22 protein-coding genes are annotated in these 22,301 nt (G+C 71.4%); 9 read left to right on the top strand and 13 right to left on the bottom strand.

The window, feature by feature from the left end; translation table 11 throughout:
- Positions 1-16: 16 nt before the first annotated feature.
- Entirely contained in the window at positions 17-1,150 is a 1,134-nt protein-coding gene (locus tag C8P66_RS08740; protein WP_111397862.1) for a TRAP transporter substrate-binding protein, read from the bottom strand.
- 104 nt (positions 1,151-1,254) lie between these two features.
- Between C8P66_RS08740 and C8P66_RS08735 the strand changes: the two genes are divergently transcribed.
- From C8P66_RS08735 to C8P66_RS08725, 3 genes are all read left to right on the top strand, one after another.
- Positions 1,255-1,698, top strand: coding sequence for a MarR family winged helix-turn-helix transcriptional regulator (locus tag C8P66_RS08735; protein ID WP_245903338.1), 444 nt, complete (start codon positions 1,255-1,257; stop codon positions 1,696-1,698).
- A 63-nt stretch (positions 1,699-1,761) separates the two neighbouring features.
- The gene (locus C8P66_RS08730; protein WP_111397860.1) at positions 1,762-4,692 is read left to right on the top strand and encodes a cation-translocating P-type ATPase; all 2,931 of its coding nucleotides are present in this window, start codon (positions 1,762-1,764) and stop codon (positions 4,690-4,692) included.
- Positions 4,682-5,815, top strand: coding sequence for a methionine adenosyltransferase domain-containing protein (locus tag C8P66_RS08725; RefSeq protein WP_111397859.1), 1,134 nt, complete (start codon positions 4,682-4,684; stop codon positions 5,813-5,815). The genes C8P66_RS08730 and C8P66_RS08725 overlap by 11 nt, the downstream gene beginning before the upstream one ends.
- A gap of 4 nt (positions 5,816-5,819) precedes the next feature.
- On the opposite strand, the gene C8P66_RS08720 is transcribed toward C8P66_RS08725, so the two are convergent.
- The gene (locus C8P66_RS08720) at positions 5,820-6,236 is read right to left on the bottom strand and encodes an HMA2 domain-containing protein (RefSeq protein WP_146422774.1); all 417 of its coding nucleotides are present in this window, start codon (positions 6,234-6,236) and stop codon (positions 5,820-5,822) included.
- A complete protein-coding gene (locus C8P66_RS08715) occupies positions 6,229-6,570 on the bottom strand; it encodes a DUF5132 domain-containing protein (protein WP_111397857.1) in 342 nt (113 codons plus the stop codon). The genes C8P66_RS08720 and C8P66_RS08715 overlap by 8 nt, the downstream gene beginning before the upstream one ends.
- Before the next feature lie 99 nt (positions 6,571-6,669).
- On the opposite strand from C8P66_RS08715, the gene C8P66_RS08710 reads away from it, so the two are divergent.
- The 4 genes from C8P66_RS08710 to C8P66_RS08695 all read left to right on the top strand — a co-directional run bounded on the left by C8P66_RS08710 (position 6,670) and on the right by C8P66_RS08695 (position 12,026).
- Positions 6,670-6,900 carry a hypothetical protein gene (locus C8P66_RS08710; RefSeq protein WP_111397856.1) on the top strand — a complete coding sequence of 77 codons (231 nt, stop codon included), beginning with the start codon at positions 6,670-6,672 and terminating at the stop codon, positions 6,898-6,900.
- 210 nt (positions 6,901-7,110) lie between these two features.
- Positions 7,111-8,178 carry an HlyD family secretion protein gene (locus C8P66_RS08705; protein WP_111397916.1) on the top strand — a complete coding sequence of 356 codons (1,068 nt, stop codon included), beginning with the start codon at positions 7,111-7,113 and terminating at the stop codon, positions 8,176-8,178.
- Positions 8,175-10,901 (top strand): ribosome-associated ATPase/putative transporter RbbA, encoded by a 2,727-nt coding sequence (gene rbbA, locus C8P66_RS08700; RefSeq protein WP_245903336.1) that lies wholly within the window; start codon positions 8,175-8,177, stop codon positions 10,899-10,901. The genes C8P66_RS08705 and rbbA overlap by 4 nt, the downstream gene beginning before the upstream one ends.
- Positions 10,902-10,904: 3 nt before the next feature.
- Positions 10,905-12,026 (top strand): ABC transporter permease, encoded by a 1,122-nt coding sequence (locus C8P66_RS08695; protein ID WP_111397854.1) that lies wholly within the window; start codon positions 10,905-10,907, stop codon positions 12,024-12,026.
- Positions 12,027-12,051: 25 nt separating this feature from the next.
- On the opposite strand, the gene C8P66_RS08690 is transcribed toward C8P66_RS08695, so the two are convergent.
- The 7 genes from C8P66_RS08690 to C8P66_RS08660 all read right to left on the bottom strand — a co-directional run bounded on the left by C8P66_RS08690 (position 12,052) and on the right by C8P66_RS08660 (position 17,411).
- Entirely contained in the window at positions 12,052-12,645 is a 594-nt protein-coding gene (locus tag C8P66_RS08690) for a HupE/UreJ family protein (protein ID WP_111397915.1), read from the bottom strand.
- Positions 12,646-12,833: 188 nt separating this feature from the next.
- Positions 12,834-13,481 (bottom strand): BON domain-containing protein, encoded by a 648-nt coding sequence (locus C8P66_RS08685; RefSeq protein WP_111397914.1) that lies wholly within the window; start codon positions 13,479-13,481, stop codon positions 12,834-12,836.
- A gap of 68 nt (positions 13,482-13,549) precedes the next feature.
- The gene (locus tag C8P66_RS08680; RefSeq protein WP_111397853.1) at positions 13,550-13,996 is read right to left on the bottom strand and encodes a baeRF12 domain-containing protein; all 447 of its coding nucleotides are present in this window, start codon (positions 13,994-13,996) and stop codon (positions 13,550-13,552) included.
- Positions 13,997-14,090: 94 nt separating this feature from the next.
- The gene (locus tag C8P66_RS08675; RefSeq protein WP_111397852.1) at positions 14,091-14,678 is read right to left on the bottom strand and encodes an HdeD family acid-resistance protein; all 588 of its coding nucleotides are present in this window, start codon (positions 14,676-14,678) and stop codon (positions 14,091-14,093) included.
- 67 nt (positions 14,679-14,745) lie between these two features.
- A complete protein-coding gene (locus C8P66_RS08670) occupies positions 14,746-15,171 on the bottom strand; it encodes a response regulator transcription factor (RefSeq protein ID WP_111397851.1) in 426 nt (141 codons plus the stop codon).
- 99 nt (positions 15,172-15,270) lie between these two features.
- Positions 15,271-15,885: a response regulator FixJ gene (fixJ, locus tag C8P66_RS08665; RefSeq protein ID WP_111397850.1), complete on the bottom strand. Its 615-nt coding sequence runs from the start codon at positions 15,883-15,885 to the stop codon at positions 15,271-15,273.
- Positions 15,882-17,411, bottom strand: a complete 1,530-nt coding sequence (locus C8P66_RS08660) for a PAS domain-containing sensor histidine kinase (RefSeq protein WP_111397849.1) — start codon at positions 17,409-17,411, stop codon at positions 15,882-15,884. Before C8P66_RS08660 ends, fixJ begins: the two co-directional genes overlap by 4 nt.
- Positions 17,412-17,593: 182 nt before the next feature.
- On the opposite strand from C8P66_RS08660, the gene C8P66_RS08655 reads away from it, so the two are divergent.
- Together C8P66_RS08655 and C8P66_RS08650 are read left to right on the top strand one after the other, a co-directional pair.
- Positions 17,594-18,262, top strand: coding sequence for a helix-turn-helix domain-containing protein (locus C8P66_RS08655; RefSeq protein WP_158537163.1), 669 nt, complete (start codon positions 17,594-17,596; stop codon positions 18,260-18,262).
- A 58-nt stretch (positions 18,263-18,320) separates the two neighbouring features.
- Complete coding sequence (locus C8P66_RS08650) at positions 18,321-19,163, top strand: universal stress protein (RefSeq protein WP_111397847.1); 843 nt, start codon at positions 18,321-18,323, stop codon at positions 19,161-19,163.
- Between the two features lie 111 nt (positions 19,164-19,274).
- Here C8P66_RS08650 and C8P66_RS08645 read toward each other — a convergent pair whose 3' ends face one another.
- Genes C8P66_RS08645 through C8P66_RS08635 form a run of 3 tightly spaced genes read right to left on the bottom strand, consistent with a single transcriptional unit; the run spans position 19,275 to position 22,299 of the window.
- Positions 19,275-20,279, bottom strand: coding sequence for an LLM class flavin-dependent oxidoreductase (locus C8P66_RS08645; protein WP_111397913.1), 1,005 nt, complete (start codon positions 20,277-20,279; stop codon positions 19,275-19,277).
- Between the two features lie 44 nt (positions 20,280-20,323).
- Positions 20,324-21,610: an NAD(P)/FAD-dependent oxidoreductase gene (locus C8P66_RS08640; RefSeq protein WP_111397846.1), complete on the bottom strand. Its 1,287-nt coding sequence runs from the start codon at positions 21,608-21,610 to the stop codon at positions 20,324-20,326.
- Between the two features lie 14 nt (positions 21,611-21,624).
- The gene (locus tag C8P66_RS08635; RefSeq protein ID WP_211314082.1) at positions 21,625-22,299 is read right to left on the bottom strand and encodes a GntR family transcriptional regulator; all 675 of its coding nucleotides are present in this window, start codon (positions 22,297-22,299) and stop codon (positions 21,625-21,627) included.
- Positions 22,300-22,301 lie beyond the last annotated feature (2 nt).

Here is a 22,301-nt window from a genome sequence, read left to right as displayed (position 1 = left end):
ATGGTTCACGGCCCGATCAGCGGCGGGCGAAGAAGTGGTTGTAGGACACCACGGGGCTGACCTCGTAGCGCAGGAAGAAGTTGCCGACGCGGGCGCACCAGTCGCGCTGGCTGTCGCAGATCTTCTTGAACAGCGGGCCATTGGCGGGCGTGCTGGTGTCGCCCTCCATCCGGGTGATCACCCGGTCCCAGGCGGCAAGCTGCGCATCCAGCACCGGGCGGGGCGTCGCGCGCACATTGACCGACTGGGTCTGCGCCATCGCCAGCAGGTCCTTGGAGTAGCGGTCCTGCAGCTTCCACGACATGTCGGCCGAGGCCGCTTCCGCCGAATGCCGGATCACCGCCTGCAACTCCGTCGGCAGCGCGTCGAACTTCGGCTTGTTGAACAGGATCTCGAAGCATTCCACGGCCTGGTGGTAGCTCTGGATCATGTAGTTCTTGGCAACGTCCGGGAAGCCGAGCACGCGGTCCGAGGAGGGGTTGTTGAACTCCGCCCCGTCGATCACGCCGCGTTCCAGGGCCGGCACGATCTCGCCGCCGGGGAGGGAGACCACCGCCGCCCCCATCTCGGCCAAGAGGTCGGCGGCCAGACCGACGGTGCGGTATTTCAGCCCGCGCATCTGCTCGGGGCTGGTGATCGGCTCCTTGAACCAGCCGAGCGGCTGCGTCGGCATCGGCCCGGAGAGGAAGCCCACGGCATTGAGGTTCAGCGTGGTGTTGACCAGCTCCTTGTACAGCGCCTCGCCACCGCCGTAGTAGAACCAGCCGAGCAGCTGATGGGCATTGCCGAACCAGGGCGGTGTGGTGCCGAACAGGCTGAAGGCCTTGTTCTTGCCGAACCAATAGGCCGCGACGCCATGCCCGCCATCCAGCGTGCCGGCCGAGACCGCATCCATCAGCTGGAAGGCGCCGACCACGGCACCGGCGGCCAGCAGCTCCAGCCGCAGCCGCCCGCCGGCCATGGCGTTCACGCGGGTGACATAGTCCTGGGCGAATTCATGGAAGATATCGCGCTGGGGCCAGGTGGACTGGAAGCGCAGCGTCACCGTCTGGGCGCGGCTGACATTGGGGGTTGCCAACACCACCGTGCCGGTTGCGGCGGCGGCGCCCGCCAAAAGACCGCGACGGCTTGGAGCCTTGAACTCGACCATTCCAGTAACCCTCCCGTTGATGGCGACGTTGCGCCATCGTTATCTGCATTGCATATGGGAGGTACGCGCCAGACGCAATACGGAGTTGGTGGGAGGTTCGCCGCGTGACGGATACGGTCAGGACAGGCATGGTTGGCTACAGTCTCGACGGTTCGGCGGGGCATCTGCTGCGGCGGGCGCATCAGCGCCATGCGGCGCTGTTCCTGGCGCTCGGCGGGCCCGGCAGCCTGACGCCCGCGCAATTCGCGACCCTGCTGACCCTGGCCGAGTGCGGCAGCACCACGCAGAATCGGCTGGGCCGAGAGGTCGCGCTGGATTCCGCCACGACCAAGGGCGTGGTGCAGCGGCTGCGCGATCGCGGCCTGGTCGCGGCGACGACCGATCCCATGGACCGCCGCACCATCGTCCTCAGCGCGACCGAGGAGGGCCGCGCTTTGCTGGAGGAAACCCGCATCCAGGGCATGCGCGCCAATGATGCGCTGCTGGACCCGCTGACCCCGCAGGAGCAGGTGATGTTCCTGGGCCTGCTGCGGCGGCTGACCGCCTAAAATTCATCCAGGGCCGGCGCCGCCGGTGCTTTACTGTCCGGGTTCGGTGCCACCCACGACCAGATGGATCTTTTGGGCATCCAGAGCCCCCAGCACGCCCCCGCGATCGAAACCCGCCACGCCGCCGTCCCCGGCCGGCTGCGGTTGCGGCTGCCGGCGCTGCGCGGGGCCACGGCGGCGGCGCTGGCGCTGGAGCACCGGCTGCTGGCCTCGGCCGGCATCCTTGCCGCCTCGGTCAGCGCGCTCACCGGCTCCATCCTGCTGCATCACGCGCCCGCCGTTTCGGCCGAGGCAGCGACACGGCTGGTCGCCGATCTGCACGGCGCGCCCGCCGCCGAACCCGCCGCGCCGGCCCCCTCGCAGCCGACCCCCTGGCATGCGCTGCCGGCGGCGGCGCTGGTGCGGGACCTCGGCGCCACCCCCGAGACCGGGCTGACCGACGCCGAGGCCGCCGCCCGGCTGCTGCGGTTCGGCCCCAACCGGATGGCGCGGCCGCAGCCGCGCGGGCTTGCGGCCCTCTTCGCCGAGGAATTCACCAGCCTGCCGGTGGTGCTGCTCGGCGCCTCGGCGGTGGTGTCGCTGGCGACGGGGGGGATCGCGGATGCGGTGGTCATCCTCGGCGTGGTGCTGGCCAATGCCGTCATCGCCACCGCCACCGAACGCCAGGCCGAGCGCACCATCCTGGCACTGGACGAGGAGGCCCCCGGCGCGGTGCCGCTGCTGCGGGACGGCCGGCGCCTGAGCCTGCCGCCGGAGGCGCTGGTCCCCGGCGACATCCTGCTGGCCGAGGCGGGCACGCTGGTGCCGGCCGATGCGCGGCTGCTGACCGCGACCGAGTTGACCGTGAATGAATCCGCGCTGACCGGGGAGAGCCTGCCGGTCGTCAAATCCGCCGGGGACTGCCTTGCGGCCGATGCGCCGCTGGCCGAGCGCAGCACCATGCTGTTCCGCGGTACGGCAGTGACCGGCGGGGCGGGGCGCGCGGTGGTGGTCGCGACCGGGCAGGGGACCGAGATCGGGCGCATCCAGGCGCTGCTCGGCACGCTGCGCCCGCCCGAGACGCCGATCCAGAAGGAGCTGGACGGGCTCGGCCGCCAACTGGTCTGGATCAATGGCGCGATCTGCCTGGGCGTGCTCGGCCTCGGCCTCGCGCGGGGGCGGGCGCTGCTGCCGACGCTGCGCAGCGCGATCTCTTTGGCCGTGGCGGCGGTGCCGGAGGGGCTGCCGGCCGTCGCCACCACCACGCTCGCCTCGGGCATCCAGCAGATGCGGCGGGAGGGGGTGCTGGTGCGCCGGCTCGGCGCGATCGAGACCCTGGGCTCGGTGCAGGTGGTCTGCCTGGACAAGACCGGCACGCTGACCCGCAACCTGATGGCGGTGGTGGCGCTGCGGCCGCCGGCCGGGGAGTGCGGCTGGGAGGCGGCGCGGCTGGTCCCGGCGGCCGGTGTCGATGCCGCTTGCGCGGCGGCCGAGGTGTGGCGGCTGCTGGAACTCGCCTCGCTGTGCAGCGACGTGGAGCTTGGCCCGGCCGGGCTCGCGGGCTCGCCCACCGAGGCCGCGCTGGTGCGTGCCGCGCAGGAACACGGCATCGATGTCGCGGCGCTGCGGGCGGGGCATCCGCGCCTCTCCGCCACCCCCCGCGCCGAGGGCCGCAAGCGCATGGCCACGGTCCATGGCGCGCCCGGGGGCGGCCGGCTGCTGGCGATGAAGGGCGATCCGGTCGAGGTGCTGGCGCTGTGCGGGCACAGGCTGGCTGGCGCCGGGATCGTGCCGCTGACCGCCCCGGACCGCGCCGCCATCCGCGCCGCCAATGACGCCATGGCCGGCCGCGCGCTGCGCGTGCTCGGGGTTGCCTGTGGCGACGGGCCGGAGGAGGCGGGGCTGGTCTGGTGCGGCCTGGCCGGGATCGCCGATCCGCTGCGCCAGGATGCGAAGGCGGCGATCGCGACGCTGCATGCCGCCGGCGTCCGCACCGCCATGATCACCGGCGACCAGGCCGCGACCGCCATCGCCATCGCCCGCGCGCTGGACCTCGCCAATGGCCCCGAGATCACCGTGCTGGAGGCCGGGCAGTTCGACACCACGCGGCCGGAGGTGCTGGCCGCCCTGGCGCCCCGCGCCGATGCCTTCGCCCGCGTCAGCCCGGCCCAGAAGCTCCAGGTCGTGCGCGCCTTGCAGGCCGGCGGCGGCGTCGTCGCGATGACCGGGGACGGGGTGAACGACGGCCCCGCGCTGCGCGCCGCCGATGTCGGCATCGCCATGGGCGCCGGCGGCACCGAGGTCGCGCGCCAGGCCGCCGATATCGTGCTGGCGGGGGATGAGCTGGATGGCATCCTGCGGGCGCTCGGCCTCGGCCGCGCCATCACCGGCAATATCCGCAAGGTGCTGCGCTATCTGGTCTCGACCAATTTGTCGGAGAGCCTCGTGATGCTCGGCGCCGCCGGGCTCGGCCTGCCCGAGCCGCTGTCGCCGATGCAACTGCTCTGGCTGAACCTGGTCTCGGATGTGGCGCCGGCGCTGGCGCTCGGCCTCGACCCGGCCGAGGGCGACGAGCTGTCGCGGGCGCCGCGCCCGCCGGGGGCGCCGCTGCTGGGGCGCGAGGACATGTGGCGCATCGGGCGGGAAGGCACGGTGATGGCCGTGGTGACCCTGGCGGCGCAGCTGGTCGCGGGCCGCGGCACGGCGCCGGTCACCTTCCATGCCATCACCTTGGCGCAGTTGCTGCATGCGCTGGCCTGCCGCTCCGACCATCGCGGGCTGGTCGCGACGCTGCGCCAGGGCAAGCCCAACCCGCTGCTCTTCGCCGCCGCCGGGGGCGGGATCGTCTTGCAGGTGCTGGCGCAGGCGGTGCCGGGGCTGCGGCGGCTGCTCGGGCTCGGCGCGCTGACGCCGGGGGGGATGCTGGCGGTGGCGGTGGCGGGCTTCGGCACGTTGGCGTTGAATGAGGCGATCACCGCCGCCGCGCGCAAGGGAGGCAGCACCGATGCTGGGTGAGGATCTGTTCGTCTCGGAATCCGTGACGCCGGGCCATCCGGACAAGCTCTGCGATGCCATCGCGGATGCCGTGGTCGATGCGCTGCTGGCCCGGGATGCGGCGGCCACGGCCGAGGTGGAATGCGCCGTCGCCAGCGGCATCGTCTTCCTCGCCGCGCGCATCGCCTCCCGGGCCACGGTCGATATGCCCGCCATCGCGCGCGAGGTGCTGGCCGAGGTCGGCTATGGCGAGGGCCATGGCGGCTTCGACGCGCGGCGGTGCAGCATCCTCACCAGCCTCACCGATGCCGCCCCCGCGCCCCGCGATGAGGCGGAGCCGGTCGCGGATGAGCATGTGAACGCCTTCGGCTTCGCCTGCGACGACACGCCGGCGCTGATGCCCATGCCGATCATGCTGGCGCACCGGGTCGCCCGTGCCTTCGATGCGGCGCGGGCGGCGGGGGCGCTCGGCGCGCTGTCGCCGGATGCCAAGGCGCAGGTGGCGGTGCGCTACCGCGAGGGCCGGCCGGAGGCCATTGCCAGCGTCACCCTGGTCTGCGGTGGCGAGGCCGCGGCGCTCGCGGCGCTGCCGGGGCGGCTGGGCAAGGCGGTGCTGGAGCCGGCCTTCGTCGGCGCGCCGCTCGGCTTCGACGCGGGCTGCGCCGTGCTGATCAACCCCGGCGGCGTTCGCCGCGGCGGCGGGCCGGAGACCCATCCGGGGCTGACCGGGCGCAAGCCGGGGATCGACACCTATGGCGAATTCTCCCGCCAGCCGCAGGCCGCCCTCTCCGGCAAGGACCTGGGCAGCATCGACCGCTTGGGCGCCTATGCCGCGCGCTGGGCGGCGAAGAACCTGGTCGCGGCGGGGCTCGCGCGGCGCTGCGAGGTGCATCTCTGCTACGCCGCCGGCCGCGCCGCCCCCGCCAGCCTGCGGGTCCGCACCGAGGGTACGGGCGTGGTGCCCGATGCCGAGTTGGCGGCCCGCCTCGCGGCGGTCGCGGATTTCCGCCCCGGCCCGCTGCTGCGCCGGTTCTGGGCGAAACCGGTGCTGTTCCGCGCCCTTGCCGCCTATGGGCACGTCGGGCGCGAGGATCTGGACCTGCCCTGGGAAGCGACCGATCTGGCGGCGGCGCTGCGGGGTTAGGTGGTCAGGACCCGCGGCGCCGCAGCGCGTCCTGGCCCAGCCGCATCGCATACCAGCCGAGGGTGAGGGCGGGCGGCAGCGCCTCCCGCCGCAGCAGTTGCACGATGGTGAGCCCGGCCGCGGCCATGGCCCCCATCGCGGGCAGCAGCGCCTCGGGCAGTTGAATCGCCTCCTCCGCCGCGTCCGGCCGCGCCGAGAACAGCCCTTCCGCCAGCACGAGCACAGCCTCCGTCGTGCCCTCGTGCTGGATCAGCAGGCTGCCGGTGGTGGCGGAGGCCTCGGCGGCGGCGACGCCGGGCAGCGCCGCGACGGCCAGCGCCAGCGCGGAGAGCCCCGCGATATCCCCCCGCAGCGCCGGCAGCCGCAGCCGCAGCCGCCCCGGCAGGGCATGCACGATGGTGGCGAGGGGGGCGTCAGCCATCGCTCCTGCCCCGTGCCGCGGCCACGGCGCGCGCGGCGGCGGCGGCGGCCGCCGCGGCGGCCGGTTCAGGCGCCGATTCGGCGCCGGCCGGCGCGGCATCGGGGGGTGGGGCCGTCGCCAGATCGTGCTCGACCTCGGCGACCAGGTCGCTGGCCGCCTCGGCGGCCTCGGCCGCGGCGATGCGAAGCTGGCTGTAGCCGATGAGCGCCGTCTTCAGCGCCTCCTTCGCCGTGGGCCGGGCGGCGCGGGCGATCTGGGGCATCAGGCCGGGCGCGAGGGCCGCGACGCCAAGCCCCACCGCGATGCCGGCACCAAAGAGCAGGACGGGAACCATGCCTTGCGGACTCCTTCTCATGCGTGGAAACGCGCGACGGTAGCGCGCGCGGGGGTAGCGCCACTATCCTCGATGCGTGACAGCGCCGGAGCAGCAAACATGACCGACACCGACGCGAAGGCCCGGGCCACGCCACTCAGGGCGCAGGCGATCCTGGACCTGAAGGGCGAGACCACCATGATGGAGTTCGACGCCATCAGCATCAGCACCGATGACCCCGAGCACCTCGTGGTCGCCCTGGCCGATGGCGCGGGGCGCAGCCTGACGCTGCTGCTGCCGCGCGGGGAGGTCAAGCGCTTGCTCAACTGGCGGATGCTCATGTCGCTGTAGGGGCGCAGACTGCGGTGGGTAGGGGCGCAGACTGCGCCGGTCGCGCGCGCGACCGATTGATCTGCCGCAACGACGCGTCGCCCGGCTTGCGGCAGGTTCGGCTTGGCCAGTGGCAGGGAAATGCCGCGGCTGGGGGAAATGGCGAACCGCCCAACCGCTTGCCAGCGCCCGCACCGGCGCGCCGGGCATCATCTGACCAAGGCCGAAAGCATGAAAAGAGTGGCGCGCGTGGGGGTGGTGCTGCTTGTCCTGGCAGCCGCCGGGGGGGGCTACCTGCTGTGGCGCTCCTACCAGCCGGAGGGGCTGCCGGCGGGCTTTGCCAGCGGCAATGGCCGGATCGAGGCGGTCGAGATCGACATCGCCGCCAAATCCGCCGGGCGCATCCGCGAGATCCTGGCCAATGAGGGCGAGTTCGTCACCGCCGGCCAGGTGCTGGCGCGGATGGACACCGCCATCTCCGAGGCCCAGCTGCGCGAGGCCGAGGCCGGGTTGCAGCAGGCCATCATCGGCATCGACGTCGCCCGCAGCCAGGTGCGCCAGCGCGAGGCCGACCGCGCCGCCGCCCTCGCCGTCGTGGACCAGCGCGAGGCCGAGCTGGATGCGGCCCAGCGCCGCGTCGCCCGGTCCGAGGAGCTGGCCCCGCGCGGCACCGTGCCGGCGCAGCGGCTGGATGACGACCGTGCCTCCTTCCAGGGCGCCCGGGCCGCCGTCAGCATCGCGCAGGCCCAGGTCGCCGCGGCCGATGCCGCCCTCGGCACCGCGCGGTCGCAGGTGATCGCCGCCCAATCCGCGGTCGAGGCGACGCGGGCGACGATCCAGCGCATCCAGACCGATATCGACGACGGCACCCTGCGCTCGCCGCGCGACGGGCGCGTGCAATACCGCGTGGCCCAGCCGGGCGAGGTGGTCTCGGCCGGGGGGCGGGTGCTGAACCTCGTCGATCTCGTCGATGTCTACATGACCTTCTTCCTGCCGACCGAGGCCGCCGGGCGGGTCGCGATCGGCACCGAGGTGCGGCTGGTGCTCGATGCCGTCCCGACCCTCGTGATCCCGGCGCAGGCGAGCTTCGTCGCCGCCGTCGCCCAATTCACCCCGCGCACCGTGGAAACCGCCGAGGAGCGGCTGAAGCTGATGTTCCGCATCAAGGCCCGGATCGACCCGGGCCTGCTGCGCCAGCATATCGAACAGGTGAAGACCGGCGTGCCGGGCATCGCCTATATCCGGCTGGACCCTGCCATCGAATGGCCGGCACGGCTGCAGGTCCGGCTGCCGCAATGACGGCGGCGGTCGCGACGCTCAGCGGCGTCGGGCTGCGCTACGGCAAGCTGCGCGCGCTGGAGGCGATCGATCTCGCGGTGCCGGCGGGCTGCATGGCGGGGCTGATCGGCCCCGATGGCGTCGGCAAATCCAGCCTGCTCGCCCTGATCGCCGGCGCGCGGGCGGTGCGCGAAGGCAAGGTGGAGGTGCTGGGCGGCGACATGGCCTTGGTCGGCCACCGCCGCGACGTGGTGCCGCGCATCGCCTTCATGCCGCAGGGGCTCGGCAAGAACCTCTACCCGACGCTGTCGGCGTTCGAGAACCTCGACTTCTTCGGCCGCCTGTTCGGACAGGGCCATGCCGAACGGGCCAGGCGCATCGCGGAGCTGCTGCTGGCGACGGGGCTTTCGGACTTCGCCGGCCGGCCGGCGGGCAAGCTCTCGGGCGGCATGAAGCAGAAGCTCGGCCTGTGCTGCGCGCTGATCCACGACCCGGATCTGCTGATCCTGGATGAGCCGACCACGGGCGTCGATCCGCTGTCGCGCAGCCAGTTCTGGGATCTGATCGCCCGTATCCGCGCGGCGCGGCCGGGGATGAGCGTGCTGGTCGCCACCGCCTATATGGAGGAGGCCGCGCGCTTCGACTGGCTGGCGGCGATGGATGCGGGCCGGGTGCTCGCCACCGGCACGCCGAAGGACCTGCTGGACCGGACCGGCACCGCCACGCTGGAGGAAGCCTTCATCGCCCTGCTGCCGGAGGCGAAGCGGGCGGGGCACCAAGCGGTCACCATCCCGCCGCGCGATGGCGCCGAGCAGCAGGTGATCGCGATCGAGGCGCGCGACCTGACCAAGCGCTTCGGCGATTTCGTCGCGGTGGACCATGTCAGCTTCCGCATCGGGCGCGGCGAGATCTTCGGCTTCCTCGGCTCCAACGGCTGCGGCAAGACCACGACGATGAAGATGCTGACAGGGCTTCTGCCCGCCACCGAGGGCCAGGCCTGGCTGTTCGGCGAGGTGGTGGACCCGCGCGACATCGAGACGCGCCGCCGCGTCGGCTACATGTCGCAGAGCTTCTCGCTCTACACCGAGCTGACGGTGCGGCAGAATTTACGCCTGCATGCCGAGCTGTTCCGCCTGCCGAGCGCGACCATCCCCGGGCGCATCGAGGAGATGGCGCGGCGCTTCGACCTCGTGGACATCCTCGACAAGCTGCCCCCCACCTTGCCGCTCGGGCAGCGGCAGCGGCTGTCCCTGGCGGTGGCGATGATCCACCAGCCGGAAATGCTGATCCTGGACGAGCCGACCTCGGGCGTGGACCCGGTCGCGCGCGATGCCTTCTGGCAGATCATGGTGGACCTCGCGCGGAACGACAAAGTCACCATCTTCATCTCCACGCATTTCATGAACGAGGCCGCGCGCTGCGACCGCATCTCGCTGATGCATGCGGGGCGCGTGCTGGTCAGCGACACGCCGGCGGCGCTGATCGCCAAGCGCGGCGCGGCCTCGCTGGAGGAGGCCTTCATCGGCTACCTGCGGGAGACGGAGATCGGCGCCGCCGCCGAGCCCCCGCCGCCCGCCGCGCAAGCCCCGGAGGAGGCCGCGCGCAAGCCGCGCCGCGGCTTCGATCCCCGCCGCCTGTTCAGCTACACCCGGCGTGAGGCGCTGGAGCTTCGGCGCGACCCGATCCGCGCGACGCTGGCCCTGCTCGGCAGCCTCATCCTCATGGTGATCATGGCCTATGGGCTGTCGCTGGATGTGGAGAACCTGACCTACGCCGTGCTTGACCGCGACCAGACCACGACCAGCCGCGACTACACGATCAACCTCGCGGGCTCACGCTACTTCATCGAGAAGCCGCCCATTTCGGATTACGTCGAGCTGGACCGGCGCATGCGGTCGGGCGAGCTGAGCATCGCCATCGAAATCCCCCCGGGCTTCGGCCGCGACGTGGCGCGCGGCACCCCGGTGCAGGTCGGCGCCTGGATCGATGGCGCCATGCCGTCGCGGGCCGAGACGGTGCGCGGCTATGTCGAGGGCATGCACGCGCAATGGCTGAGCGGGCGCATCGCCCTGGCGGCGGGGTCGGCGGCCACCGCGGCGGCCTTCAGCATCGAGACCCGCTTCCGCTACAACCCCGACGTCAAGAGCCTTTACGCGATGGTGCCGGCGGTCATCCCCGTGCTGCTGATGCTGATCCCGGCGATGCTGACGGCGCTGAGCGTGGTGCGCGAGAAGGAGCTTGGCTCCATCGTCAACCTCTACGTCACCCCGGTGACGCGGACGGAGTTCCTGATTGGCAAGCAGATCCCCTACATCCTGCTCGCGATGGTGAACTTCCTGCTGATGGTCCTGGTCGCGGTCTTCGTGTTCGGGGTGCCGATGAAGGGAAGCTTCCTGATGCTGGCGGTCTCGGCACTGGTCTATGTCACCGCCGCCACCGCCATGGGGCTGCTGATCTCGACCTTCATGCGCAGCCAGATCGCCGCGATCTTCGGCACCACGGTGCTGACGATCATGCCCGCGGTGCAGTTCTCCGGCATGCTCGATCCGGTCTCCTCCCTGCAAGGCATCGGGGCGGCGATCGGCCATGTCTATCCCGCGGCGTATTTCCTGGTGATCTCGCGCGGGGTCTTCTCCAAGGCGCTGGATTTCTCCGACCTGTGGTGGAGCCTGCTGCTGATGTCGCTGGCGGTGCCGGTGCTGATGGGGCTGTCGATCGCACTGCTGAAGAAGCAGGAGGGCTGAGCCTTGCGCATCGCCAATATCCTGCACCTCGGGGGCAAGGAGATCCGCGGCCTGCTGCGCGATCCGACGATGCTGGTGCTGATCGCCTATGCCTTCAGCCTGGCCATCTATATGGCGGCGACGGCCATGCCGGAATCGCTGAACCGCGCGCCGATCGCCATCGTGGATGAGGACCAGTCCCCGCTTTCGGTGCGGATCGGGGCGGCCTTCTACCCGCCGCATTTCACGCGGCCCGCCATGATCTCCCAGGCGGAGATGGACAGCCGCATGGATGCGGGGCGCGACACCTTCGCGCTGAACATCCCGCCCGAATTCCAGCGCGACGTGCTGGCCGGGCGGGCGCCGGCGATCCAGCTCAACGTCGATGCCACGCGCATGACCCAGGCCTTCACCGGCAGCGCCTATATCCAGACCATGATCGGCAACGAGGTCGCGGCCTTCCTGCAGCGCGGCGCGGCGGCGGCGACCACGCCGGTCGGGCTCGCGCTGCGCGCGCGCTTCAACCCGCAGCTCAAACAGGCCTGGTTCGGCGCGGTGATGGAGGTGATCAACAACGTCACCGTGCTGGCCATCATCCTGACCGGTGCGGCGCTCATCCGCGAACGGGAGCACGGCACCATCGAGCATCTGCTGGTGATGCCGGTCACGCCCTTCGAGATCATGACCGGCAAGCTCTGGTCGATGGGGCTGGTGGTGCTGGTCGCCAGCGCCTTCTCGCTCATCATCGTCGTGCAGGGGCTGCTGGCGGTGCCGATCGAGGGCTCGATCGCCTTGTTCCTGCTGGGGACGGCGATGCATCTCTTCGCCACCACCTCGATGGGCATCTTCCTCGGCACCATCGCGCGCTCGATGCCGCAGTTCGGCCTGCTGCTGATGCTGGTGCTGCTGCCGCTGGAGATGCTCTCGGGCAGCATGACCCCGCGCGAGAGCATGCCCATGCTGGTGCAGATGGTGATGTACTGGGCGCCGACGACGCATTTCGTCATCCTCGCCCAGGCCATCCTTTATCGCGGCGCGGGGCTTTCGGTGGTCTGGCCGCAGTTCCTGGCCCTTGGCGTCATCGGTGCCGGGTTGTTCGGCGCGGCGCTGCTGCGCTTCCGCTCCTCCATCGGCACGATGAATTGAGGCAGGGTTGGGAACTGAGGCAGGGTCAGGCAAGCCCGGCCAGCAGCGCGACGCCCGCCACCGCCGCGGTGCCGCCCGCGAGCCGAAGCGCCGCGCGGCCCTGTTGCCCGCCGATCGCCCGGCCAAGGCCGAGCCCCGTGCCAAGCAGCCCAGCCGTCGCCACGAGGAAGCCCGCCGCATAGGCGAGACCCTGCGCGGTCTCCGGCATCCCGGCGCCATGGGCCTGGCCATGGAACAGCGCGAACAGCCCGACCAGCGCCGCGCCCAGGGCCAGCGGCGGCCGCAGCCCGAAGGCGATGGCGCCGCCGAGGGCGATCACCGACAGCGCGATGCCCGCCTCCACCAGCGGCAGGCCGAGGCCCGCCATGCCAAGCCCGGCGCCCAGCGCCATGACGGCGAGGAAGCTCGCCGGCAGCAGCCAGGCCGCGCGCCGGCCGCATTGCCAGGCGAGCACGCCGACCATCACCATCGCCAGCACATGGTCCAGCCCCGACAGCGGATGCGCCAGACCTTCCGCGAAGCCGACGACCTGGCCGAGGCCGCTATGGGCGAAGGCGAGGCCGGGGACGAGGCTGGCGCAGGCCGCCAAGGCAAGGCGGTTCAGGGCGGGGCGGAACATCATCGCAATCTCCGGTTTCCTGGGCGCGAAGGGCCCGGTCGCGGAAGCTTCGCATCCAATCGGGCGGGAGGGAACGTCCCCGGTGCCCCGGCGGGAGAGAACCGGCGGGCGAGAAGATGATCCCGGTCAAGTCCGCCTGAACCGGCGCGTCACGGCGGCGCCCCTTTCGGTGGCGCCGCCGAACCGGCTCAGCCGAGCATCAGCCGGTCCTCGACGGCGCTGACGCCGGGCGCGCCCCAGGCGGCGCGCTCGGCGGCCTCGCGTTCGTGCCAGGCGCGCACCCGCCCTTCCAGCGTGACCTTGCCGCCGACGACCTCGACCCGGATGCCCGCGGCCTCGACTTCCGCATTGCGCTTCAGCGCATCCTCGATGCGGTGCTTGATGCTGGTGGCATCCAGATGCGGACGCACCGTGATCAGATTGGTGACGCCGACCACGCCGCTCAGCTTGCGCACCGCATTCTCGGCGGCGGATCGCTGGAAATACCAGGACACCTCGCCGGACAGCGACAGCCAGCCGTGCTCGACCTTCACCAGGATCTTGTCGTCGGGCACCGTCGTATCCCAGGCGATGATGTCCAGGGCGCGCTTGGCGATCTGGTCGTCGGCGGTCTTCTTGTCGGCGGCGTAGCGGACCTCGATCTCCTGGGCGAAGCCACGCACGCCCTTGATGCGCTGCACCGCGTGCTCGGCGGCCACCTTCTCGGCGTAGTTGCCGACATGGCCGCTGAGCGTGACGATTCCGTCATCGACGGCGACGCCGATATGGGCGGCATCGAGGCTGGGCTCGAACGCCAATTCGTCGAGCACGTTCTGGCGCAGGGTGATATCACGCATCGCGACCTCCATCGGGTTGATGACGGTGGAGGCTAGGCACGCTTCCCGGCGTGGGTCCTTGCGGTCAATCAACCGGCCAGGTGGCGCTCGATGTCGGGGGTGGTCAGGCCCGCGTAATCCTTGTCCAGCTCATGCACGATCACCGCCCGCAGCGCCGGTGTCAGATGCTTGCGGATGATGCCGAGGGCCTTCGGCGGGGCCACCAGGATCAGATGGCGCACATCCTGTTCGCGCACGATCTGGCCCAGCCGCTCGATGGTCTGGGCGAGGAAGACGGCCTCGGCCTCGGCGTGCAGATCCGTCTGCTCGACGGCGCTGCGCTTGGTGCCCATGGATTCGACCACCCGTCCCGGCCGGCCGGTGCCGAGCTCCCGGGTCGGCGGCGCCGCCTCGGCCCGGCTTTCGATGAGGGTGAGGCTCAAGGTTTCCGTGTCACCGTCATTGCGGAAGGTCAGCGCCTTGGCGCCGTCGCAGACCAGGACCCAGGCATTGGTGGGAATGCGGAGCTGTTGCATGGCGCTCTCCTCTTGTTGTGGGGGTTGGCACGGGACCGGCCCGGCGGGGTGCGGAAACAGTGCCGGTCGGACGTCGGATTGGCCTTGAGGGACGTCAAGACCGCCGCAGCGGTTCAACCTCGTGCCAGCGGCGAAGTTGCAGGGCCAGGCTCAACAGGGCGGCGCCGAACAGCATCGCATAGACCGCCATCCAGAGCGTGATCGCGAACAGCCCGGCCGCGGGCGAGAGCAGCACCAGCACCCCGAAGCCGATCGAGGCGAGCGCCACGAAGACCTTGAACCAGCCGCTCACCAGCGCCGTGGAATGCGCGAACAGCAGCGCGCCGCCGCTCAGCAGCCCCCAGGCCGCGACGAAATACACGAAGACCAGCACGATGGCCTCGGGCAGCAGCACCGCGACCAGCCCGCCGGCGATGCTGAGCAACGCCTCGGCCAGCAAGGTGCCGCGCCGGCGGGTGCCGGAGGCGCCGCGCGGCAGGCCAGCCAGGGCGAAGCTGCCATCGACGATGGCGAAGGCGCCGAACAGCACCACCACCGCGCTCAGGGCCAGGCCTGGCATGAACAGCAGCAGCAGCCCGAAGGCGATGGCGACGACGCCGCGCAGCCCCACGACCCACCACCAGGCGGTGACGTTGCGGTCCGGCTCAAGGACGGGCCAGGTGGGCTGAGGGCGTTCCGACATACGGGTCTCCGGTCGTGACTGCGGCGGGCAGCATCGCACCGGCGGGCGCCGCGGGCGTTGATCCAGATCACTCCGCGGGCGGGCAGCCTCCGCGCGGCGCGGCCCGCCCTTCGGCCATCACATAGCGCCGCACCGCGGGCAGCAGCGTATCGTCGGTCAGGGGCTTTTCCAGCACCAGCGCGATGCCGGCCTCCATGGCCCGCCGTCGCAGCCAGGGATCGGCGGTCGCCGCGATCAGGATGATGCCGGCGCGGAAGCCGCGCAGCCGCGCCTCATGCGCCAGTTCCAGCCCGGAGAGGCCGGGCATGCGCTGGTCCAGCACCAGGCAGGCGGCATCGGCGGGCAGACCCTCCCGCAGCAAGGCCGCGGCGGAGGGGTAGGCGCGCACCGTCTGGCCATCGGCTTCCAGCAGGCATTGCAGGGCGTCCCGCACCGCTGGATCGTCATCGACGACGACGATGATGCTGCCCCTGATGTAACCGTTTGCTGCCATGAGGGACCTGATCCACGGCCGCCCCGTCGCGGCCCCTCGCTCTGGGCTAGGCTTTTGCCCGGCGCATGGCCTTGATCTCGCGCAAGCAGGCCGGGCTTGTCAGCCCTGGGTGGCGGCCAGGCTGAGCCGGACCAGCTCCGACAGGCTGCGCGCCTGCATCTTCTCCATCACGCGGGCGCGGTGGACCTCGACGGTCCGCGGGCTGAGCCCGAGGTCGAAGGCGATGGTCTTGTTGGGGTTTCCGGCGACCAGCGCCTCCAGCACCTCGCGTTCCCGCGGGGTCAGCGTCGCGAGGCGCTCCCGCGCGAGGAGGGCCGCGCCCGCCCGGTCGTGCTGCTGCCGGGCCCGTGACAGCGCGCTTTCCACCGCGGCCAGGATGGCCTCCTCGCCGAAGGGCTTTTCCAGGAAGTCGATCGCCCCCGCCTTCAGCGCCCGCACCGCCAGCGGCACATCGCCGTGGCCGGTCATGAAGATCAGTTGCAGGCAGTCGCCTCGCCGCGCCAGGGCCGCCTGCAGCTCCAGCCCATCCATCCCGGGCATGCGCACGTCGCTGATGACGCAGCCCCCGGCCACCGAGGCCGGCGCCTCGTCGAGGAAGGCCAGCGCCGAGCCGTGCAGCCGCACCCGGTAGCCCGCCTCCTCCAGCAGGAACTGGAGCGAGTCGCGAACCGCCTCGTCATCGTCGATGACGTGGATCAGGCTGAGCACGGTCATGCGGCGGCGTTTTCGGGCATGGCGAGCAGGGTGAAGCGGAAGATCGTGCCGCCGCCGGGGTTGGGGCTGGCCCAGATCCGGCCGCCATGCGCCTCCACGATCGCAAGGCAGATCGAAAGCCCGACGCCCATGCCGCTGCGCTTGGTGGTGACGAAGGGGCGGAACAGCTGGTCCGCCACCTCCGGCGCGAGCCCGGGGCCGGTGTCGGTCACGGTGATCTCCACGCTCTCCTCCTGCGCGGTGGCGGTGACGGTGACGAACTGGCGGCTCCAGCTGTCCATCGCCTCGATGGCGTTGCGGATCAGGTTCAGCAGCACCTGCTGGATCTGCACCTTGTCCACCAGCACGAAGCCGCAGGCCGGGTCGATCTCCAGGGTGCAGGTGATGCCGCGCTGCTTGGCGCCGATGAAGGCGAGGTTGGTCGCCTCCTCCAGCAGGGTCGCGACGGATTCCCGCCGCTTCTCCGTCTCCCCGCGGGAGGCGAATTCGCGCAGGCGGCGGATGATCTCCCCGGCGCGGCGGGCCTGGGCGGCGGCCTTGTCCATCGCCTCGGCCACCCGGGCCGCGCTGCCCGGGGTGTCGTTCTCCACCAGCCGCTGGGCGGCCTTCATGTAGTTGGCGACGGCGGTCAGCGGCTGGTTCAGCTCATGCGCCAGGGTCGTCGCCATCTGGCCGAGCACCCCGAGGCGGGAGACATGCAGCAGCTCGGCCTGCAATTCCTGCCGTTCGGCCTCCGCCCGGCGCTTGTCGGTCAGGTCGCGGATGAAGCCGGTGAAGACCCGTGTGCCGCCGCCGCGCGCCTCGCCCACCGCCAGATCCAGCGGGAAGGTGGTGCCGTCCTTGCGCTGGCCCGACACCACGCGGCCGATGCCGATGACGCGGCGCTCCCCGGTCGCGCGGTAGTGGCTGAGGTAGCCGTCGTGCTGGCGCCGGTGCGGGGCGGCCATCAGCATGGCGACATTGCGCCCCTCCACCTCGGCGGCGGTGTAGCCGAAGATGCGCTCGGCGGCCGGGTTGAAGGAGCGGACCAGCCCCAGCTCATCGATGACGATCACGCCGTCGGGCGCGGTTTCCAGGATGGAGCTGAGCTGCGCCTGGCGCTGTTCCACCGCCGATTGCACGAGCTTGGCCGCGGTGATGTCCCGGATGATGCCCGAGACGCCTATCGCACGCCCCTGCGCGTCGCGCACGGGGGAGACCGCGATATGCACATCCACATGGCTGCCGTCCTTGCGCCGCTGCACCGCATCGAAGGGCTGCATCGCCTCGCCCCGGCCGGCGGCCTGGGCGAGGCGGCCGTACATATCCGTCGGCGTTTCGGGGCAGGAGAGCAATTCGACCGGCTGGCCGATCGCCTCGGCGGCCGGGTAGCCGAACAGCGCCTCGGCGCCGGCATTCCAGCTCGCGATCCGCCCGTCCAGCGTGGCGCTGATGATGGCGTCGCGGGACGCGCCGACGATGGCGGCAAGCCAGGCGTCCCGCTCCGCCTCGGGGTGGGCCCCGGTCTCGTGCTGGCAAGGCGGCATGCGCGCGCGTGTCCTCCGCCCTGCATTCGCGGCACCCGGGGTCCGCAGGGGCACTACGTGGTTTCCCCAATGGGGAAGTCACCAATATTTTTCGGGCGGCGACCCTGTCAGTTTTGGGGCCTGACGAACCGAAAGGCAATCGCATGCACCCGCAGTTCGCAAGCACGACCGCCCCCCGCGCAATGCCGCAGCTTTACGCGGTGGCGCCCCGGGCCCGGCCCAGCGTCGCGCTGCCGAGCCCGGCGCCGGTGCTGGGCAGCCTGGTGACCATGCGCCGGGAGCAATCGGTGTTCAGCGCGGGTGAGGACGCGGACTACCTCTACCGCGTCAAATCCGGCTGCATCCGCCTGACGAACCAGATGCAGGACGGCCGGCGCCAGATCATCGAATTCCATATGCCGGAGGATATGTTCGGCACCGAATCCCTGGGCCGCCACGCGCTCTCGGCCGAAGCGGTCAGCGATGCCGTGCTGCTGCGCTACCGCCGCCAGTCGCTGGAACAGCATGCGGCGGAGAATCCCGCGGCGGCCCGAAGGCTCTATGACGTCGCCTGCCTCGGCCTGCGCGCCGCGCACCGGCGGATGCTGGTGCTGGGCCGCAAGGCGGCGATGGAGCGCGTCGCCTCCTTCCTGATCGACATGTCGGAGCGGATCGGCCGGGACGAACCCACCCGGTTCGACCTGCCGATGTCGCGGCAGGACATCGGCGATTATCTGGGCCTGACGATCGAGACGGTCAGCCGGGCGATGAGCCAGCTTCGCCGCGAGGCGCTGATCGACCTGCCCACACCGCATCACGTCGTGCTCCGCGACATCGCGGCGCTGACCGCGCTTTCGGGCGACAAGGGCTGAACGGCCGCCAGACGCCGGACACCAGACACCAGACACGCTAGAGGGAAGGAACAGACTCATGGGCTTCAAGGATATCCTGCTGCATCTGCCGGATGTGGCCGCGGCGAGCGCCCTGCTGGATGCCGCCGTGCCGATGGCCCGCCGCTATGGCGCCCATCTCATCGGGCTCAATGTCTATGAGACGGCACGGCCGCTCGCGATGGTCACCGATGGCTACATGGACCCGATGATCGTGCAGCGCTTCGCCGACGAGAGCCGCAAGGCCGCGCTGGAGAACGCCGCCAAGGTCCAGGCGATCTTCGAGGAGCGGCTGCGCCTGGAGGGGATTTCCGGCGAATGGCGGGTGGTCGAGGGCCTGCCCTCCGCCACGGTGGCGCTGCATGCGCGCTACGTCGATGTCACGATGTTCAGCCGCCCCGCGGGCGAGGTCGTCGGCATCGATATCGCCGAGGAGGTGCTGTTCGCCTCCGGCAGGCCGGTGCTGGTGGTGCCGCAGGCCTTCCCCTGCGGCAATATCGGCCAGCGCGTGCTGATCGGCTGGAACGCCACGCGCGAATGCGCCCGGGCGGTGGCCGATGCCTTGCCGGTCCTGCGCGGCGCCGAGATGGTGCGGGTGCTGACCATCGCGACCATCCCGATCGAGGGTGAGAAGGAAGCCCTTTTGACGGCCGAGGATCTGGGCCGGCATCTGGCCCGGCATGGGGTGAAGGTGAGCGTCGCCACCGCCGCGGCGGGGCTGCTCAACGCCCATGACGTGCTGCTGAACGAGGTTTCGGATTCCGACGCCGACCTGCTGGTGATCGGCGGCTACGGCCATGGCCGCCTGCGGGAATTGCTGCTGGGCGGGGTGACCCGGGCCATGCTGCGGCATGGCACCGGCCCCGTGATGCTGTCGCACTAGGGCGGTTTCCGTTCGCTTGCGCTCACGTCAACCGCTCTAGCTCGTTGTTTTTTCACATTTTCCGAATCGTCGGGTGACTCCACCCGACGAGAAAATGCCCTAAGCCCCGCGTCAGCCCAGCGCCGGCACGGCCTCCTTCGCGACCTCGGAGAGGATCGCGAAGGAGCGTAGCCGCGCGGCGTGGTCGTGGATCTGCGCCGTGACCATCAGCTCATCCGCGCCGGTGCTGGCCACGAAATCCCGCAGGCCCTGCCGCACCGTCTCCGGCCCACCGACGATGGAGCAGGACAGCGACTGGTCCAGCATCGCTTGCAGCCGCGGGTCCAGCCCTTCGGCGAAGCCTTCCCGCGGCGCCGGCAGCTTGCCCGGCCGCCCGGTCCGCAGGTTCACGAAGGCCTGTTGCAGCGAGCTGTAGAGCAGCCGCGCCGCCGCATCCGTCTCCGCCGCGAAGACATTCACGCCGAGCATGACATGCGGGGCGGCGAGCCGCTCGGAGGGGCGGAAGCGCTCGCGGTAGATCGACACCGCCTCCCGCATCTGGCCCGGGGCGAAATGCGAGGCGAAGGCATAGGGCAGGCCGAGGGCCGCCGCGAGCTGGGCGCCATAGGTGCTGGAGCCGAGGATCCACATCTCGACCGCGAGCCCGGCACCCGGCACCGCCTGGATCATCTGGCCCGGCACCGCCGGCTCGAAATACGCCGCCAGCTCCATCACATCGCGTGGAAAATCATCGACATCGCCGGCGAGGTTCCGCCGCAGCGCCCGCATCGTGGCCTGGTCGCTGCCCGGCGCCCTGCCGAGGCCGAGGTCGATCCGCCCCGGATACAGCGCCGCCAGGGTGCCGAACTGCTCGGCCACCATCAGCGGCGCGTGGTTCGGCAGCATGATGCCGCCGGCGCCGATGCGGATGCTGCGCGTGCCGGAGGCGACATGGGCCAGGGCGACCGCGGTCGCGGCACTGGCGATGCCGGGCATGTTGTGGTGCTCGGCCATCCAGAAGCGCCGGTAGCCGAGGGCGTCGGCATGCCGTGCCAGATCGGCGGAGTTGCGGAGCGCCTGCCCGGCATCGCTGCCTTCGGGGACGGGGGAGAGGTCGAGGACCGAGAGGGGGAGCATGGCGGGCATATGGGGGCGGTTCCCGGGCCGGGGAAGGCGTGCGGTCAGAGCGAATGCCGCGCATGGGCGGCCCCGCCATCGGTGAAGCGGGAGAGGCGGAAGGGGTGCAGATCCAGCCCCGGCCGCCCGGTCGCGATCCATTGCGCCATCTGCCGCCCGACCGAGGGGCCCAACGCAAACCCATGGCCGGAAAACCCGGCGGCGAGGTAGAGCCCGCGATCGGCCCAGGGGCGGTCGATGATGGGGATGACGTCGGGCGTGAGGTCGATGCGCCCGGCCCAGGCGGTCTCCAGCCCGACCCCGCCCAGATGCGGGAACAGCCGGTGGAAGGCCGCGAGGTTGCGCGCGATCTTGCCGCGGTTCACCGGCGGCTCGACCGGGGCCTCGGGGCCGGCGGCCTTCAACTGGTCGAAGAACTCCCGCCCCAGGGTCAGCCGCAGCAGCCGCCAGTTGCGGCGATAGGCGGGGAGGAAATGGCGAAGCTGGCGGAAGGAATTGGGCGTCAAATCGTAATCCCCGCCGACGCCGCGATAGCCATTGCCGATGACGAAGCTGCCATCCGGCCGCGGCCGATAGGCGACCCGCGGCCCCCAGAGCGCCAGATCGGTGAAGACCGGCGCCGCCACGGTGCGCCCGACCGAGGAGCGCACGATCTGGATCGGCATCGCGAGCCCGAGGCGGCGGCCGAGCGAGGCGGCGCCGACGCCATTGGCCAGCACCACCACCCTCGCGCGGTGCAGCCCCCGCGCCGTGACCACGCCCTCGACCTGGCCGGCCTGGAGGCTGACCTCCAGCACCGGGGTTTTGGTGCGGAACCGCACGCCGGCCTCGCGCGCCAGGGCGATGATGGTGCCGGTGGCCAGGGCCGGCTCGGCATAGCCATCGCCCTCGGTGAGCAGGGCGGAACGCCAGGGGCCAGCCAATTGCGGCAGCCGTGCCGACAGTTCGGCGGGGGTGAGGATGCGCGCGCGCAGCCCGAAGCCCGCCGCATCCTGCTGGGCGCAGGCGACGCGCTCCTCATCCTCCGCGGTTTCGGCCGGGGTCAGGATGCCGGCGGGCTGGAATCCGGTGGCGGTGGCACCGCGTTGCGCGGTGATCTCGGCCCAGAGCGCATTGGCCTCGGCCGCCAGCGGCAGTTCCGCCGGGTGGCGCCCCTGCTGGCGCACGAAGCCCCAGGCGCGGGAGGATTGCTCGGCCCCCGGCTCGCCCCGCTCGAACACCGTGACCGAGAGGCCGCGCCGCGCGAGTTCCAGGGCCGTGGCGCTGCCGATGATGCCGGCGCCGATGATCGCGACATCGCTGCCATCCGGCGGCGTGTTGGTATGCGGCATTGGGTCGGTGGTCCTTACGCTGTTCCGGCAGGGGCGGGGCGCAGCGCGACGACGCTGCGGATGTGGTAACGCATCTCGGCGGCCGCGATTTCGGGATCGCCGCGCTGGAAGCCGCTGAGGATACGGCGATGCTCGGCGATGACGCGGGTCAGCCAATGCGGCCGGCGCTGTTCCATGCCGCGCACGAGGCAGACCTTGTCATGCAGGGTTTCGAGTTGGCGGCGCAAGGCGGCATTGCCCGCGCCCTCGGCGATACGAAGGTGGAAGGCGCCGTCGAGATCGTTGAAGGCATCGAGATCGTTGCGCGCGCGGGCATCCTCCTGCCGCGCGATCAGCGCCTCCAGCGCCTCATGCGCGGAAGGATCGCGCTGCACGGCCAAAGCGACGGCCATGCATTCCAGCGCCTCGCGCAATTCGCACAGGTCGCGCACCTCGCCGTCGGTGAGGGTGATGACGCGGTAGAAGCGGCCGTGGCGATCGACCAGCCCGTCGCGCAGCAGGCGTTGCAGCGTCTCGCGCACCGGGGTGCGGCTGACGCCGAAGCGCTGGGCGAGGGCGACCTCCTGCAACGGGGTGCCGGGGGCGAGGCGGAGGGAGGTGATCTCCGCCTTCATCCGCGCGTGGAGATCCTGCCCGAGCCCGCCCGGCTGGCCGCTGCCGGAGAGGGCGGCCGGCTGACTGTCACCCATGC

The sequence above is a fragment of the Humitalea rosea genome, assembly GCF_003253705.1.
Classification (GTDB): domain Bacteria; phylum Pseudomonadota; class Alphaproteobacteria; order Acetobacterales; family Acetobacteraceae; genus Humitalea; species Humitalea rosea.
Note: the sequence above shows the minus strand (reverse complement) of the source record. Positions and strands in the feature narration are given on the sequence as shown.